The organism is Belnapia arida (assembly GCF_016773205.1).
Lineage (GTDB): Bacteria > Pseudomonadota > Alphaproteobacteria > Acetobacterales > Acetobacteraceae > Belnapia > Belnapia arida.
Window position 1 is genome coordinate 78,111 of the sequence record NZ_JAETWB010000013.1, and the last position, 14,153, is coordinate 92,263.

Annotated in this window: 17 protein-coding genes; 10 read left to right on the forward strand and 7 right to left on the reverse strand. The window is 70.0% G+C overall.

Features of this window, described 5'->3' with window-relative positions:
- Positions 1–34 precede the first annotated feature (34 nt).
- The gene (locus JMJ56_RS20530; RefSeq protein ID WP_202833638.1) at positions 35–796 is read left to right on the forward strand and encodes a DeoR/GlpR family DNA-binding transcription regulator; all 762 of its coding nucleotides are present in this window, start codon (positions 35–37) and stop codon (positions 794–796) included.
- On the forward strand, positions 793–2,286 hold the full coding sequence (locus JMJ56_RS20535) for a mannitol dehydrogenase family protein (RefSeq protein ID WP_236038110.1): 1,494 nt from the start codon (positions 793–795) through the stop codon (positions 2,284–2,286). Before JMJ56_RS20530 ends, JMJ56_RS20535 begins: the two co-directional genes overlap by 4 nt.
- Here the strand turns inward: JMJ56_RS20535 and JMJ56_RS20540 are convergent.
- The 3 genes from JMJ56_RS20540 to JMJ56_RS20550 are packed head-to-tail and all read right to left on the reverse strand — an operon-like array spanning position 2,255 to position 5,687.
- The gene (locus tag JMJ56_RS20540) at positions 2,255–2,446 is read right to left on the reverse strand and encodes a hypothetical protein (RefSeq protein ID WP_202833639.1); all 192 of its coding nucleotides are present in this window, start codon (positions 2,444–2,446) and stop codon (positions 2,255–2,257) included. The genes JMJ56_RS20535 and JMJ56_RS20540 overlap by 32 nt on opposite strands.
- Positions 2,443–3,534 (reverse strand): PepSY-associated TM helix domain-containing protein, encoded by a 1,092-nt coding sequence (locus JMJ56_RS20545; RefSeq protein ID WP_202833640.1) that lies wholly within the window; start codon positions 3,532–3,534, stop codon positions 2,443–2,445. The genes JMJ56_RS20540 and JMJ56_RS20545 overlap by 4 nt, the downstream gene beginning before the upstream one ends.
- On the reverse strand, positions 3,531–5,687 hold the full coding sequence (locus JMJ56_RS20550; protein WP_202833641.1) for a TonB-dependent siderophore receptor: 2,157 nt from the start codon (positions 5,685–5,687) through the stop codon (positions 3,531–3,533). Before JMJ56_RS20550 ends, JMJ56_RS20545 begins: the two co-directional genes overlap by 4 nt.
- Before the next feature lie 286 nt (positions 5,688–5,973).
- Here JMJ56_RS20550 and JMJ56_RS20555 point away from each other — a divergent pair, with 286 nt between their 5' ends.
- The 4 genes from JMJ56_RS20555 (at position 5,974) to JMJ56_RS20570 (ending at position 9,308) form a co-directional block, all read left to right on the forward strand.
- A complete protein-coding gene (locus tag JMJ56_RS20555) occupies positions 5,974–7,746 on the forward strand; it encodes a glycoside hydrolase family 15 protein (protein WP_202833642.1) in 1,773 nt (590 codons plus the stop codon).
- A gap of 59 nt (positions 7,747–7,805) precedes the next feature.
- A complete protein-coding gene (gene ppk2, locus JMJ56_RS20560) occupies positions 7,806–8,720 on the forward strand; it encodes a polyphosphate kinase 2 (protein ID WP_202833643.1) in 915 nt (304 codons plus the stop codon).
- A gap of 136 nt (positions 8,721–8,856) precedes the next feature.
- Positions 8,857–9,030 carry a hypothetical protein gene (locus tag JMJ56_RS20565; protein ID WP_202833644.1) on the forward strand — a complete coding sequence of 58 codons (174 nt, stop codon included), beginning with the start codon at positions 8,857–8,859 and terminating at the stop codon, positions 9,028–9,030.
- Positions 9,027–9,308, forward strand: coding sequence for a hypothetical protein (locus JMJ56_RS20570; protein ID WP_202833645.1), 282 nt, complete (start codon positions 9,027–9,029; stop codon positions 9,306–9,308). Before JMJ56_RS20565 ends, JMJ56_RS20570 begins: the two co-directional genes overlap by 4 nt.
- A 116-nt stretch (positions 9,309–9,424) precedes the next feature.
- Here the strand turns inward: JMJ56_RS20570 and JMJ56_RS20575 are convergent, their stop codons facing one another.
- The gene (locus JMJ56_RS20575) at positions 9,425–9,598 is read right to left on the reverse strand and encodes a hypothetical protein (protein WP_202833646.1); all 174 of its coding nucleotides are present in this window, start codon (positions 9,596–9,598) and stop codon (positions 9,425–9,427) included.
- On the opposite strand from JMJ56_RS20575, the gene JMJ56_RS20580 reads away from it, so the two are divergent.
- From JMJ56_RS20580 to JMJ56_RS20590, 3 genes are all read left to right on the forward strand, one after another.
- Positions 9,577–10,089, forward strand: a complete 513-nt coding sequence (locus JMJ56_RS20580; RefSeq protein WP_328702439.1) for a carbohydrate porin — start codon at positions 9,577–9,579, stop codon at positions 10,087–10,089. The genes JMJ56_RS20575 and JMJ56_RS20580 overlap by 22 nt on opposite strands.
- Before the next feature lie 83 nt (positions 10,090–10,172).
- Complete coding sequence (locus tag JMJ56_RS20585; RefSeq protein ID WP_202833648.1) at positions 10,173–10,742, forward strand: hypothetical protein; 570 nt, start codon at positions 10,173–10,175, stop codon at positions 10,740–10,742.
- 71 nt (positions 10,743–10,813) lie between these two features.
- Positions 10,814–11,047 (forward strand): hypothetical protein, encoded by a 234-nt coding sequence (locus JMJ56_RS20590; protein ID WP_202833649.1) that lies wholly within the window; start codon positions 10,814–10,816, stop codon positions 11,045–11,047.
- Position 11,048: 1 nt separating this feature from the next.
- Here the strand turns inward: JMJ56_RS20590 and JMJ56_RS20595 are convergent, their stop codons facing one another.
- The 3 genes from JMJ56_RS20595 to groES form a co-directional block, all read right to left on the reverse strand.
- Positions 11,049–11,252, reverse strand: coding sequence for a cold-shock protein (locus JMJ56_RS20595; RefSeq protein ID WP_043337601.1), 204 nt, complete (start codon positions 11,250–11,252; stop codon positions 11,049–11,051).
- Between the two features lie 280 nt (positions 11,253–11,532).
- On the reverse strand, positions 11,533–13,179 hold the full coding sequence (gene groL, locus JMJ56_RS20600; protein WP_202833650.1) for a chaperonin GroEL: 1,647 nt from the start codon (positions 13,177–13,179) through the stop codon (positions 11,533–11,535).
- Between the two features lie 105 nt (positions 13,180–13,284).
- A complete protein-coding gene (groES, locus tag JMJ56_RS20605) occupies positions 13,285–13,596 on the reverse strand; it encodes a co-chaperone GroES (protein WP_202833651.1) in 312 nt (103 codons plus the stop codon).
- Positions 13,597–13,875: 279 nt separating this feature from the next.
- On the opposite strand from groES, the gene JMJ56_RS20610 reads away from it, so the two are divergent.
- Positions 13,876–14,148, forward strand: coding sequence for an usg protein (locus JMJ56_RS20610; RefSeq protein WP_202833652.1), 273 nt, complete (start codon positions 13,876–13,878; stop codon positions 14,146–14,148).
- Positions 14,149–14,153: the final 5 nt, after the last annotated feature.

The window sequence follows — 14,153 nt, forward strand, 5'->3', positions numbered from 1 at the left end:
TCGTTTTCGCACCCGCACACAAGACGGAGGAGCGATGGGCGCCGACAGCCGCCATGCTGGGATTCTCGACGCGCTCCGCAGGCGCGGCGGCTATGCCGGCATCGAGGAGCTGGCGAGCGGCCTCGCGGTCACGCCCCAGACCATCCGACGCGACCTTTCGGAACTGGCCGGGAAGGGCCTGCTCCGGCGCCACCATGGCGGGGCGAGCCTGCCCTCCTCCATCGCCAATACCGACTACGCGGTGCGCCATGTCGAGAACAGCGCCGCCAAGCATCGCATCGCCCGTGCCGCCGCGGCGCTCATCCCCGACGGCTCCTCGCTCTTCCTCACCCTCGGCACCACCGTGGAGGCGACGGCGGAGGCGCTGGCCGCCACCCACCGCGACCTCCTCGTCGTCACCAACAGCAGCGCGGCCGCGCGCATCCTCGGCGCCACGCCGGGGATGAAGGTGCATCTGCTCGGCGGCGCCTGGCAGGCGCGAAACGGCGGCCTGACCGGCGCGACCGCGGCCGAGCTGGCCGGCCGCTGGCGCTGCGACACGCTCGTCACCGGTGTCGGCGCGATCGGCGAGGATGGTTGGCTGCTCGACTATCATGAGGACGAGGTGGCCGTGGCCCGCGCCATGCTGGCCGGTGCCGGCCGCTTGCTCATCGTCGCGGATGGCGCGAAATTCCGCCGCGCCGCCCCTTGCCGCGTCACCCGCCCCGGCCGCGGCGCGCTGCTGGTGACGGAGGATGTCCCCGCCGCAACGCAGAAGGCGCTGCGCGCGGCGGGCGTGGAGATCATCGCCGCATGACAGCAAAGGATGGCGCGATGGAGCTGAACCGGGCGACCCTGCGCAGCCTCCCACCCGGGCTGCACATCCCCTCCTATGATCCGGCCGCCGTCACGGCCGGCATCGTCCATCTCGGCCCCGGCAATTTCCATCGCGCCCATATGGCCCGCTACGCGCACGACCTGATGGAGCGCCGCGCCGACGCGCTCGCCTGGGGCATCCTCGGCGCCGGGCTGATGCCGCCCGACCGGCGGATCGTGGACGCCCTCGCGCCGCAGGACGGGCTTTACACCCTGCTCGAGCGCGGCGAGGGCGAGGAGTGCGCCACCGTCATCGGCTCGCTCGCAGAGGTGACCTTCGCCGGCGAATCCTCCGCAGCCCTGCTGCGGGCAATGGAGGCGCCCGCCATCCGCATCGTCAGCCTGACGGTGACGGAGAACGGCTACTGCATCGACCGCGCCACCCGCCGCCTCGACCCCGCCAACCCACTGATCCAGGCGGACCTCGCCGCCCCCGAGGCGCCACGCTCCGCCATCGGCGTCATCACGGAGGCGCTGCGCCGCCGCCGCCGGGCCGGCGCCGCCGCCTTCACCGTGATGTCCTGCGACAACCTCCAGCACAACGGCCAGGTGCTGCGCGACGCGGTGCTCGTCTTCGCCGCGCTGCGCGATCCCTCGCTCGCCCGCTGGATCGAGGACAAGGCCGCCTTCCCTTCCACCATGGTGGACCGCATCACTCCCGGCACCACGGATGAGGACCGGCAGTCGCTCGAAGCCCGCCACGGCTTCCGCGACCGCTGGCCGGTGCCTTGCGAGACCTTCCACCAATGGGTGATCGAGGACCGCTTCGCCGCCGGCCGGCCGCCCTGGGAGGAGGTGGGCGCGCAGCTCGTGCCCGATGTCGGCCCCTACGAGTTCATGAAGCTGCGCCTGCTGAACGCCAGCCACCACACCATCGCCGGCCTCGGCGTGCTGCTGGGCCACGCCCATGTCTCCGACTGCATGGCCGATGCCGACCTCGCCGCGCTGATGCGCGCCGTCATGGACCGCGAGACCGGCCCCACCGTGCCGCCCGTCCCCGGCATCGATCTCGACGCCTACAAGGACTCGGTCACCGCCCGCTTCGCCAACCCCGCCATCCGGGACACGCCCGGGCGCATCGTCGCCGACGGCTCGCCCAACATCGTGCTGGAGCCGCTGCGCGACCGGCTGCGCGCCGGCCAGCCGGTGGACCTTCTCGCCCTCGCCGTCGCCGCCTGGATGCGCTGCGCCCGCGGCGAGGACGAGGCGGGCCGGCCGGTCGCCCTTCGCCACGCCCTTGCCCCGTTGCTGCGGGAGCGCGCGGCGGCGGGCGGCGCGGATCCGGGGCCGCTGCTCGCGGTCGAAGCCGTCTTCGGCGACCTCGCGGCGCAGCCCGCCTTCACTGGGCCGCTGCGTCGCTGGCTGCAATCCCTCTACGCCTCGGGCGCCCGCGCCACCCTCAGCGCGGCGCGCGAGCGCCTGGATTTCTGACCCGCCGCCCCGCCCACCAGGCGACGAGCAGCGGCAGCACCAGGGCCAGGCTGGCGACGGCGTCCCAGACGCCGTCCCTCATCAGCCCGCCCAGCAGCGCGACGGCGGAGAGCACCGCCAGCACCGCCGGGATGCGCCACACCTGCGGCCGCGCCCTCATGCCGCCGCCCCCCGCCGCCGGCGCCACCACAGCCACAGCCCGCTGCCGAGGACGACGATGGTGACGAGGTCGAGCACCGCCCACGCGATCTTCAGCGCCATCCCGCCATAGTCGCCGAAATGCAGCGGCTGCGAGACCAGCAGCGCCGTCACGTACCAGGGCGGGGCGCGCAGGTCGGTGAGCCGCCCGGTCTCGGCATCGACCAGTGCCGGGGTCAGCAGCCGGTGGGTAAGCGGCGTGTCGCCGCGCAGGAAGACGGCATAATGGTGCCCGCTCGAGAACATGGTCTGCGGCCAGGCGACAAAGAACGGTTTCCGGTCCGGCGCCGCGTCCCGCGCCGCCGCCACCGCCGCCTGCACCGAGCCCGGCTCCGCGACCGGCGGCTGCCCGCGCCAGGGTTCCACCATCTCGGCCAACTGGTCCGCCCGCCAGACCGCGAGCACCTGCTCCGCCAGGGTGTTGACGACGCCGGTCGCGCCGACCACCAGCACCCAGCTCAGCGTGACGATGCCGAGGATGTTGTGCAGGTCGAGCCAGCGCAGCCGCCCGCTCCGCCCGCTGCGCACGGTGCCGAATTCGCCATGCCGCGCGAAGGGGCCGTAGAGCACCGCGCCCGAAACGGTAGCAAGGACGAAGAGCAGCCCCATCGCGCCGAGGAAGAGCTTGCCGGGGATGCCGGCGAAGAGGTCCGTGTGCAGCCGGAGCATCCAGTACATGAAGCCCTCGTCGCGCGGCTCGTCCAACACCAGGGCGGTGCGCGCATCGATCACCACCGTACGCAGCTCCTGCGGCGGCGAGATCGGGGTTGGCGCCATGCTCAGGTAGAGGATGGCCGGATCGTCCTCCTCCCAGATCAGGTACTGCACCACCTCGCCCGGTCGCTGTGCCCGCGCCGCGGCGACGACGCGGTCAAGGTCGGCCATCGGCGTCCCCGGCGGCATGACGGGCGCTTCCACCTCCGCGCCGGTCAAGTGACCGATCTCGTGGTGGAAGATCAGCGGCAGCCCGGTCAGGCAGAGCAGCAGCAGGAAGACCGTGCAGACGAGGCTCGTCCAGGTATGCAGGCGGGACCAGGCGCGCAGGCTCACCAGCGCTTCACCAGGCTGGCGAGCACCGTGCGGCGGTTGCCGTAGAAGCAGGCCGTGTCGCTGGTGCAGCGCGCGACATAGGCGGTGTCGAACAGGTTGTTTGCGGTGACGGCGAGCTGCGCACCGGCGAGGCCGCTGCCGAAGCGCGAGAGATCGTAGCGCAGTGCCGCATCCACCAGCGTCACCGAGGGAACGACGTTGTGCGCCGCATTGCCCGTCGTGCTGTTGCCGAGGAAGCGCAGCCCGGCACCGAGGCCGAGCCCCGCCAGCCGCCCGGCCTCCTCGCCGAAGCTCTGATCGGCATAGAGCCCGGCCCCCGTCGCCGGCACGCCGGCCGGGCGGTTGCCGCGCTCCTCCGGCGCGCCCTTGGTGATCTCCGCATCGAGCGCGGTGAAGGAGCCGATGAGGCTCAGCCCGCGCGGCAGCCGCGCCACGCCCTCGAGCTCCATGCCCCGCACCCGGATCTCGCCGCTCTGCACCTGGAAGAGCGGGCTGTTCGGGTCCGTCGTCAGGCTGTTCGTCTGGGTGATCTGGAAGAGCGAGGCCTGGACGAAGCTGTCCCGCCCCGGCGGCTGGTACTTGATGCCGATCTCGAACTGCTCGCCCTGGCGCGGCGTGAAGGCGCGGCCCGCCGCGCTCGTCCCCGGCGTCGGCAGGAAGGAGGTGGACCAGCTCGCATAGGGCGCGAAGCCGCCCGGCGCGAGGTAGACGAGGCCGACCCGCGCCGTCGTCGCCGTGTCGCTCTGCCGCTGCGTGCCGCCGCCGATGCGGTCGAGCGTGCTGCTCTCCACCCAGTCCTGCCGCACGCCCGCCGTCAACACCCAGCGCTCGCCGAGGCGAACCTGATCCTGGGCGTAGAGCCCGTATTGCGAGGTGTTCTGCCGCGTATTCGTCCCCGCCGCGGCGAGCGGCACCGGCGAGCCGTAGGCGGGGCGGAAGACGTCGAGGCTCGGCGCCCCGCCGAAGGCCTGCGGGTTGGAGATCCGCACCGTCGAATAGTCGAAGCCGGCCAGCAGACGGTGCCCCAGCGGCCCGGTCGTGAAGCGGAACTCCGCCTGGTTGTCCACCTGGAAGCGGTCGATATCCGGCGTCGAGAGGAAGCCGATGCGCCCGAGTGTCCGCTCGTCCGCCAGCAGCCCGATGCCGACGGTCTGCCGCCAATTGATCCCCGAATGCGCCCAGCGCATGTTCTGCCGCAGCGTCACCGCGTCGCTCAGCCGCCGCTCGAATTCGCTGCCGATGCCCCATTGGGTGATGTCGTACTTGTCGAAGCCCGACTCGCCGACGAAGCGCCGGGTCGGGATGCGGCCGAATGCCGTCTCCCGCACCGTGCCGAGATAGGGCAGGAACTGCGCGCCCTGGGTACGGTCGCGCTGGTAATAGGCGTGCAGCGTGAGCCGCGTATCCTCATCCGGCCGCCAGGTGAGGGCCGGGGCGATGAAGGCCCGGTCGTTGCCCACCTTGTCGATCTGGCTATCCGCCAGCCGCCCGAGCCCGGTCAGGCTGTAGGACCAGACGCCGTCCCGGTCGAGCGGCCCGCTGCTGGTGCCTGCCGCCTGCGCCCGGCCGAAATCGCCGGCAGTGAGGCGCATCTCGCCCTGCGGCGTCTGGGTCGGCCGGCGCGAAACCTGGTTGATGAGCCCGCCCGGTTGGATCTGCCCGTAGAGCACCGAGGCCGGGCCGCGGACGATCTCGAAGCGGTCGAGGCCATAGGGCTCGATGGACCCCGCCGCGAAGCCGACGCTGTAGCGAAGCCCGTCGAGGTAATAGCCGTTGTCCACCGCATCGAAGCCGCGCAGCAGCAGGAAGTCGGCGCGCGGGTCGGGCCCGTAGCTCTCGGCCCGCAGCCCGGCCTGGTAGCGCACCGCCTCGCCGAGACTCTGGGCCTGGAGCGCGTCGATGGTGGCCCGCGGCACGACGGAGACGGATTGCGGCACCTCGGTCAGCCGGGAGGCGCCCTTGGTGCCTGCAGTCTCCTCGCTGGCGACGAAGCCGCGGGGGGGCTCGGTGGCGCCGAGCGCCGGCCGGCCGGAGATGGCGAGTTCCGGCAGCCGGACCGCCGCGTCATCGGCGCCCTGCGCCCAGGCGGGGCCAGCGAGGGCGAGGTGGGTCAGCCCAAGGCAGAGCAGGGGCAGGTGGCTGCGAGCGGACAAGGAACAACCCCCGAAATGGTTTGCAGCGCCATTAATGAGAGCTATTCTTAATTGCAAGCGTCGCCGCACCGGCTGACAGAGCTGTCAGCCAAGCCGGACCCTCGGCACGCTCGGGCCCACCGCCCTATCTCGTTCAAGCCCGATCTAACTGCGGGATATTCGCTGCCGGCGGATGCACCATGCCAAGCTGGATGCCGTCGCCGCCCGGCCATCCATCCTCCTTTCGTGCGCGGCGCAAACCATATCGCTCAGGCAACCCGGGGCGCCGCTCCGGGTTGCACGGCCCATGTCAAAGCCCATCGAGGATTATGCGCTCATCGGCGACGGCGAGACCGCGGCGCTGGTGGCGCGGGACGGGTCGATCGACTGGCTCTGCTGGCCGCGCTTCGACGACGATGCCTGCTTCGCCGCCCTGCTCGGCGGCCCGGAGCATGGCCGCTGGCGCCTCGCCCCGCGCGATTCGGCGCCGCGCATCACCCGCCGCTACCAGGGCGACACGCTGGTGCTGGAGACGGAGTTCGAGACAGCGACCGGCACCGTTCGCCTCACCGACTTCATGCCGGCCGAGCCCGAGGGCGGCACCGCGCTGGTCCGCATTCTCACCGGCCTCCGCGGCGAGGTCGAGATGGAGTGCGACCTGCGCCTTCGCTTCGACTATGGCAGCGTCCCCTGCTGGCTGACGCCGCGGCCGGACGGCATGCACGCCGTGGCCGGCCCCGACCAGATCATCCTCCGCAGCCCGGCCCCGCTCGAGACGGCGGAGGGCACCACCCATGGCAGCTTCACCCTGGCGGCTGGCGAGACCATCCCCTTCGTCCTGCGCTATGCCCGCTCCTATGACCCGGAGCCGGGCCCGCTCGATGCCGAGGCGGCCCTCGACCGCACCCTCGCCTACTGGCAGGGCTGGATCGGCCAGTTCGACAAGCCGACCGAATGGCCGGAGGCGGTGCGCCGGTCCCTCCTCACGCTGAAGGCGCTGAGCCACCCCCGCACCGGCGGCCTCATCGCCGCTCCGACCCTCGGCCTGCCGGAGAAGCCCGGCGGCGGGATGAACTGGGACTACCGCTATTGCTGGGTGCGCGATTCCACCTTCACCTGCTGCGCCCTGCTCAATGCCGGCTTCCGCGACGAGGCGCGCGAATGGCTGCAATGGCTGCTGCGCGCCATCGGCGGCACGCCGGAGAAGATGCGCATCATGTACCGGGTCGACGGGTCCCGCCGTCTCGAGGAATGGCAGGCGCCCTGGCTGCCTGGCTATGAGGGCTCCCGCCCCGTCCGCATCGGCAATGCCGCGGCCAGTCAGATCCAGCTCGACGTCTTCGGCGAGATTCTCGACACCGTCCACCTCGCCCGCCGCTCCGGCATCGACGGCAGCGAGCATGGCCGCCGCATCGGCCGCACCCTCATCGAATTCGTCGAGCGCATCTGGCGCCAGCCCGACCAGGGCCTCTGGGAAAGCCGCGGCGAGCCGCAGCACCACGTCTATTCCAAGGCGATGTGCTGGGTCGCGGTGGACCGCTTCCTCAAGGTCCATGCCGATGACGGGCTGGAGCCGGAAGCCCTCACCCGCCTCGCCGCCCTCCGCGACGAGATCCATGCCGAGGTCTGCCGCCGCGGCTACGACCCGGAACTCGGCCATTTCGTTCAGTACTACGGCGCGCGGGCGCTGGATGCGAGCCTGCTGATGCTGCCGCTCATGGGCTTCCTCCCCGTCGAGGATCCCCGCATCGCCGGCACCATCGCTGCCATCGAGCGCCACCTGCTCGATGGCGGCATCGTCCACCGCTATGCCGACCGGGCCGACGACCAAGAGGGCGCCTTCATCGCCTGCTCATGCTGGTTGGCCGATTGCATGGCCATGCAGGGCCGCCACGAGGAGGCACGCATGCTGTTCCTCCACGTGCTTGCCCTTCGCAACGATGTCGGCCTGCTCGCCGAGGAGTACCACCTGCCGAGCCGCCGCCTGATCGGCAATTTCCCCCAGGCGCTCAGCCATATCGCCCTGGTCAATACCGGCCTCGGCCTGTGCGGCCCGGTGGTGCGCCGCGCCGGCGGCTGAGCGTCATAGGCCTGCAACCTTCCTGGGTTATTCTCCTGCGAACGAATGGAGAGAGGCTGATGCCGGACGACGAGGAGGCCATGCGGCCCTGGCTGCAGGCGGAGCTGGAGGACGATTTCGACGAGGAGCTGGAGCAGGAGATCGACGACCGGCGCCTGCCCGAGGAGGTCCGCCACCTGCTGCACTCCCGCCAGACCCGCACCATTGACCGCCGCCTCTACTTCCGCGAGCTGCTGCGGCTGCAGGGCGAGCTGGTGAAGCTGCAGGACTGGGTCGCCCATCGCGGCCTCAAGGTGGTGGTGCTGTTCGAGGGCCGCGACAGCGCCGGCAAGGGCGGCGCCATCAAGCGCATCACCCAGCGCACCAACCCGCGCATCTGCCGCGTCGTCGCCCTGCCCGCGCCTTCCGACCGCGAGCGGACGCAATGGTACTTCCAGCGCTACGTCGCGCATCTTCCCGCCGCCGGCGAGGTCGTGCTGTTCGACCGCAGCTGGTACAACCGCGCCGGCGTCGAGCGCGTCATGGGCTTCGCCAGCGAGGCGCAGGTCGAGGATTTCTTCCGCGACGTACCGGAGTTCGAGCGCATGCTCGTCCGCTCCGGCATCATCCTGGTGAAGTACTGGTTCTCCATCACCGACCAGGAGCAGCAGCTTCGCTTCCTCATGCGCATCCATGACCCGATCAAGCAGTGGAAGCTGTCGCCGATGGACCTGCAATCCCGCGTTCGCTGGGAGCAGTACACCAAGGCGAAGGAGGCCATGTTCGAACGCACCAGCATTCCCGAGGCGCCGTGGTACATCGTCGAGGGCAACGACAAGAAGCGCGCGCGGCTGAATTGCATCCAGCACCTCCTCTCCCAGATCCCCTACGAGGACGTGCCGCACCAGCCGGTCGTGCTGCCCGAGCGCGTCTTCGACCCGAATTACGAGCGGCGCACGCTGCCGTCGGACCTCTACGTCCCCGACCGCTACTGACATTGCGGCGCGCCTGGCTCGCCGCGCTGCCGCTGCTCGCCGCCACCCCGGCCGCGGCGCAGCGCGGCGTCGCCGGCCCGATCTACGAACGCAACATCGACACGTTGATCAGGGGCGCCGAGCAGGCCCTCGCCCGGTGGAGCAGCTGGGCTGGCCGCTGCGCGGCCAGATGACCAACACTATCCAGGCGCATCCCGCTTTCCGATCGCCCTATCGCGGCGAGAACAGCCTCTCGCCGAAGCGCGACAGCACGGCGATGCAGACCATCGACATCGTGCTCGGCCGCCGCCTCTGGTCGGGGCGGAGATGATCGCCGTCCCCTCCCCCACGCGCGGCTTCGGCTTCTCCGACAATCACGGCCTCGGCGCGCTGAGCAACACGGAGGGCTTCCACGGCGACACCCGCAACTGGGACTGGAACGTCACCCGCCCGTTCCTGCGCCAGACCATAGACTTCTCCTACGATGCCTTCGGCGCGGATGACGACCCGATGCGCTTCACCGGGGCCCCGGGCACGCGAGCGCATCACCATCACCGCCGGCAAGCTCGCGGTCTGGGACTTCTTCGACAACAACCGCTTCGCCCATGAGCCGCGCACGCAATTCCTCAACTATGCGCTCGTCGGCGCCGGCGCCGTGGGCTATGCGAGCGACCCGGCCGGCTACACCCATGGCGCCGTGCTGGAATGGGAGAACGGCCGCTGGGCTACCGCCTCGGCGCCTTCCAGGTCACCGCGGGCAGGGTGGCGACCAGCTCGACGAGCGTGTCGGCCGCGGCTGGCAGATCCTCGGCCAGCTCGACCGGTTCTGATTCATCGGGCGTGAGCCCGGCGCGCTCTGCATGCTGGTCGGCGCCTTGTGCAGCCGCTCGGCCGGTCACGGCGACCTGACGCGCGCCCTCCTCGCCGGCGAGGAAGATACCGACCGCCTGCGTGCCTACCGCACCAAGATGATGGCGGCGCTGAACTGGCAGCAGCAGATCACCGGGACGCTCGGCGCCTTCGCCTCGGCTGGAATGACGGCCGCTCGCAGAACATCATGCTCACCGAGATGGATTGGTCGGTCTCCTGTGGCATCTCGCTGGATGGCTGGCGCTGGCAGCGCCCGGGCGACACGATCGGCCTCGCCGCGAATGTCGGCGGCCTGCACGGCCCGCAGCGCCGCTTTCTCGCCGCCGGGGGCACCGGCTTCATCCTCGGCGACGGCCGCCTGAACTATGCCCCCGGAGTGGTGGCCGAGACCTATTACGACGCCGTCCTCGCGCCCGGGCTGAATGCCGCGCTCGACTTCCAGCTCATCGTCAATCCCGGCTTCAACGCCGATCGCGGCCCGGTCCCGATCGCCACGCTCCGCCTGCGCGCCGCCTTCTGATGCTCAGGGCGCCGCCGCCGCCGGCACCGGCGCGGAACAATGTCCCGCCGCAGACGTTGCTCCTGCCCAGGACAGCAAGGGGAATGCCCATGGCCATCGTCGCCGACAGCAGCCAATGGACGGGCGAGTACGATCACGGCTCCCATGCCGGCCCGGTCGTCTGGGGTGAATTCGCGGACCGCGAAACGCTCGACAGCGCCGCAGCGAAGCTCCAGGCCGAGGCGTGGTTCCGCGAACTCCAGGCCCGCGCCGCGCCACAGGGCGAACGCCCTGCCGACAACGACCAGGTCATCACCCCCGACGAGAATCCGAAGGGCGCCGACGCCCGTAACCTGCGGCAGAATTTCGTTGGCATCGGCACCGCCTCGACCTCGATGCTGGCAGCCGGGATCGTCATCGCAACCGGTGGTGCCGCCCTGCCTGCCGTCGCGGCTGCAGCGGCCGCCGGCGCCGCGACGCTCGCGGTCGGCGAGACGGCCGGCGCCGCCGCCAGCCCCTCCGATAGCGGCAGCCGCCCGGAGGATTCGACAAAGACCGAAGGCCCCTCCCTCGGCATCCAGGCGCAGACCGAGGATGAGAAGGCCGAGGCGCAGCGCTTCCTGCAAAGCCAGGGCGCCCGCCGCGTCTGGATCGAGGACAGGAAGGCCGCCTGAGCCTTCGCGGTCCCTGGCAAGGGCCGCACCGCCACGCCACACTGTGCCCTGCGGGCAACGGGGATCGAGAGATGGCGTCAGGCTCGGTGGCACGGCGGAGCCATCTCGCGCTTGGCCTCTCCAGTTGTGCGGCCCAGGCTCAGCCCCAATCCGGGGTATTGGCCGACCTCGCCTTGCGGGCGCGGCTGGAGGAGACCGGCCTTGCCCCCTATGGTGGCCCGCCCGAGCGGTTGGCCACCCATCTCGGCGCGGAACTCCGCCACCATGCCGAGATCGTCCGCCGCAGCGGAGCGCGGCTGGATTAACCTATAACGGCTTGAGGTTCGCTGCTGCGGCCTTGCCGCGCTCCATCACCACCTCGTAGCTGATCTTCTGGTTCTCGTTGAGGCCCTGGAGGCCCGCCTTCTGCACGGCGGTGATGTGGACGAACACATCCTTGCCGCCATCCTGCGGCACGATGAAGCCGAAGCCCTTGGTGGCGTTGAACCATTTCACGGTGCCGATCGCCATGCGACGTGCCCTCCCATGCATCAGGCATGGGCGAGGATCGCCCATGCGAAACCGCCAGGCTTGATCGCTTGAAGGCGGCCGGAGGGCTCCGGGACGGCACGGCAAGGCGGGCCAAGGACTGCTGGCTCACGGAGTGGACACGGATCGGCCGGTTGAAGTCAACGATCACGCATACGCGTTATCGTGAGGGATTTCGGAACAGGAAAGGCCTCGAACCGACACGAAAAAGGGGCGGGCCCTGCGGCCCGCCCCCTCTCTCCGATCGGCCTTTCGGGCTCGATCAGAAGTCCATGTCGCCCATGCCGCCCATGCCGCCGCCCGGGGGGCCGCCGGCCGGAGCCTTGCGCTCCGGACGCTCGGCCACCATGGCTTCGGTGGTGATCAGCAGCGAGGCGACCGAGGCCGCATCCTGCAGCGCCGTGCGCACGACCTTGGTCGGGTCGATGATGCCGGCGGCAACGAGGTCCTTGTACTCGTCCTTCTGGGCGTCGTAGCCGTAGACATAGGTGTCGGTGCGCAGCACCTCACCCGCCACGACCGCGCCGTCCTTGCCGGCATTCTCGGCGATCTGCTTCGCCGGAGCCTGGATGGCGCGACGGACGATCTCGATGCCGACCTGCTCGTCGTTGTTCAGGCCCTTCAGGTGGCCGAGGTTGGTCGAGGCGCGCAGCAGCGCCACGCCGCCACCCGGCACGATGCCTTCCTGGACCGCGGCGCGGGTCGCATGCAGCGCGTCGTCGACGCGATCCTTGCGCTCCTTCACCTCGACCTCGGTCGAGCCGCCGACGCGGATGACGGCAACGCCACCGGCCAGCTTCGCCAGGCGCTCCTGCAGCTTCTCGCGGTCGTAGTCCGAGGTGGTCTCCTCGATCTGCGCCTTGATCTGCTCCACGCGGCCCTGGATCGCCGACTTCTCGCCAGCGCCATCGACGATCGTAGTGTTCTCCTTCTCGATGCGGACCATCTTGGCCTTGCCGAGCTGGGCCAGCGTCACGCTCTCGAGCTTGATGCCGAGATCCTCGGAGATCACCTCACCGCCGGTCAGGATGGCGATGTCCTCGAGCATCGCCTTGCGGCGATCGCCGAAGCCCGGCGCCTTCACGGCCGCGACCTTCAGGCCGCCGCGCAGCTTGTTGACCACCAGGGTGGCCAGCGCCTCGCCCTCGACATCCTCGGCGACGATGATGAGCGGACGGCCGGACTGAACAACCGCCTCGAGCAGCGGCAGCATCGGCTGCAGCTGGCTGAGCTTCTTCTCGAAGATCAGCAGGTAGGGGCTCTCCATCTCGACGATCATCTTCTCCGCATTCGTGATGAAATACGGGGAGACGTAGCCGCGGTCGAACTGCATGCCCTCGACGACGTCGAGCTCGGTCTGGATGCCCTTGGCCTCCTCGACCGTGATGACGCCCTCGTTGCCGACCTTTTCCATCGCCTGGGCGATCATCTCGCCGATCTCGGTCTCGCCGTTGGCGGAGATCGAGCCGACCTGTGCCACCTCGCCGGAGGTCGAGATCTTCTTGGTCTTGGCTTCGAGCTCGGCCACGACGGAGGCGACGGCCTTGTCGATGCCGCGCTTCAGGTCCATCGGGTTCATGCCGGCGGCCACGGCCTTGGCGCCCTCGCGGACGATCGCCTGGGCGAGCACGGTCGCGGTGGTGGTGCCGTCACCGGCGATGTCGTTGGTCTTCGAGGCCACTTCGCGCACCATCTGCGCGCCCATGTTCTCGAACTTGTCGGCCAGCTCGATCTCCTTGGCGACGGTCACGCCGTCCTTGGTGATCCGCGGAGCGCCGAAGCTCTTGTCGATGACGACGTTGCGGCCCTTGGGGCCGAGCGTCACCTTCACCGCGTCGGCCAGGATGTCCACGCCACGCAGCATGCGGTCGCGCGCATTGGCGCCGAACTTAACGTCCTTCGCAGCCATGTATGTACCTCATTGGTTCGGGCGTTCGGCCACTGCCGGGGCATCATTGCCCTGGCGCGGTCCCGTTCGCCGGTATTGAAGACTGTCAGGTGCCGGAGCGGGTGCTCAGGCGGCCTTGGCGACGGCGGCGTTCTCGAGGATGCCCATGATGTCGGACTCCTTCATGATGAGAAGCTCCTCACCATCGAGCTTCACCTCGGTGCCCGACCACTTGCCGAACAGGATGCGGTCGCCGGCCTTCACGTCGAGCGCGCGAAGCTCGCCCTTGTCGTTCAGCGTACCGGAGCCGACGGCGATAACCTCGCCTTCCTGCGGCTTCTCCTTGGCGGTGTCGGGGATGATGATGCCGCCGCGGGTCTTCTCCTCGGCCGTCACGCGACGGACGAGAACGCGGTCATGCAGGGGACGGAAGCTCATATGCGGTCCTCTCCTGGCCTATTCTCTTGGAATGGGTCCCCCCGCCGGGAGGCGCCAGCGGGACCGCTAGCACTCACCCCAGAGGAGTGCCAAGCGATCTAGGGCAGGCTTGCGCGGGCGTCAAGGGATTTGCAGCACTCTCCGAGTGCGAGTGCCAACCCACTGAAATCCCACAATTTTGTTGCAAGGCACCTGGAAAGCCGTGGCAAGCTCTGCGTTGCAAAGGCGGAGGAAATCGCCGGCCGCAACGGCTGGCACCGAAAAGAAGGATCGTGTTGCGTGCTGCACAGCCTCGAACGCTTCGTCCGAATCCCCGACTGGCGGCTCACCACAGCCGAGATTCTCTACCACATGCCGGACCATCCAGGCGTCCTTCAGACCTTCGTCTGGCAAAAGGTCGACCACGCCCCGGCCTTCCCCGAACTTTCCCGCTTCCTGGAGTTCTGGCGCCGCGAGATCGAGGGCCCGCTGCACTCCGTCCGCGTCGCCTCCGCCGCGCTCACCCGCCCGGCCGAGCTGCGCTTCGCCAACGGCCAGTTCGTCCTGCACTGAGTGGT

Coding starts and splice junctions, on each gene's coding strand:
- JMJ56_RS20530 (WP_202833638.1), top strand. CDS start 35: ATGGGCGCCGACAGCCGCCATGCTGGGATTCTCGACGCGCTCCGCAGG.
- JMJ56_RS20535 (WP_236038110.1), top strand. CDS start 793: ATGACAGCAAAGGATGGCGCGATGGAGCTGAACCGGGCGACCCTGCGC.
- JMJ56_RS20540 (WP_202833639.1), bottom strand. CDS start 2,446: ATGAGGGCGCGGCCGCAGGTGTGGCGCATCCCGGCGGTGCTGGCGGTG.
- JMJ56_RS20555 (WP_202833642.1), top strand. CDS start 5,974: ATGTCAAAGCCCATCGAGGATTATGCGCTCATCGGCGACGGCGAGACC.
- ppk2 (WP_202833643.1), top strand. CDS start 7,806: ATGCCGGACGACGAGGAGGCCATGCGGCCCTGGCTGCAGGCGGAGCTG.
- JMJ56_RS20570 (WP_202833645.1), top strand. CDS start 9,027: ATGATCGCCGTCCCCTCCCCCACGCGCGGCTTCGGCTTCTCCGACAAT.
- JMJ56_RS20585 (WP_202833648.1), top strand. CDS start 10,173: ATGCCCATGGCCATCGTCGCCGACAGCAGCCAATGGACGGGCGAGTAC.
- JMJ56_RS20590 (WP_202833649.1), top strand. CDS start 10,814: ATGGCGTCAGGCTCGGTGGCACGGCGGAGCCATCTCGCGCTTGGCCTC.
- JMJ56_RS20595 (WP_043337601.1), bottom strand. CDS start 11,252: ATGGCGATCGGCACCGTGAAATGGTTCAACGCCACCAAGGGCTTCGGC.
- groL (WP_202833650.1), bottom strand. CDS start 13,179: ATGGCTGCGAAGGACGTTAAGTTCGGCGCCAATGCGCGCGACCGCATG.
- groES (WP_202833651.1), bottom strand. CDS start 13,596: ATGAGCTTCCGTCCCCTGCATGACCGCGTTCTCGTCCGTCGCGTGACG.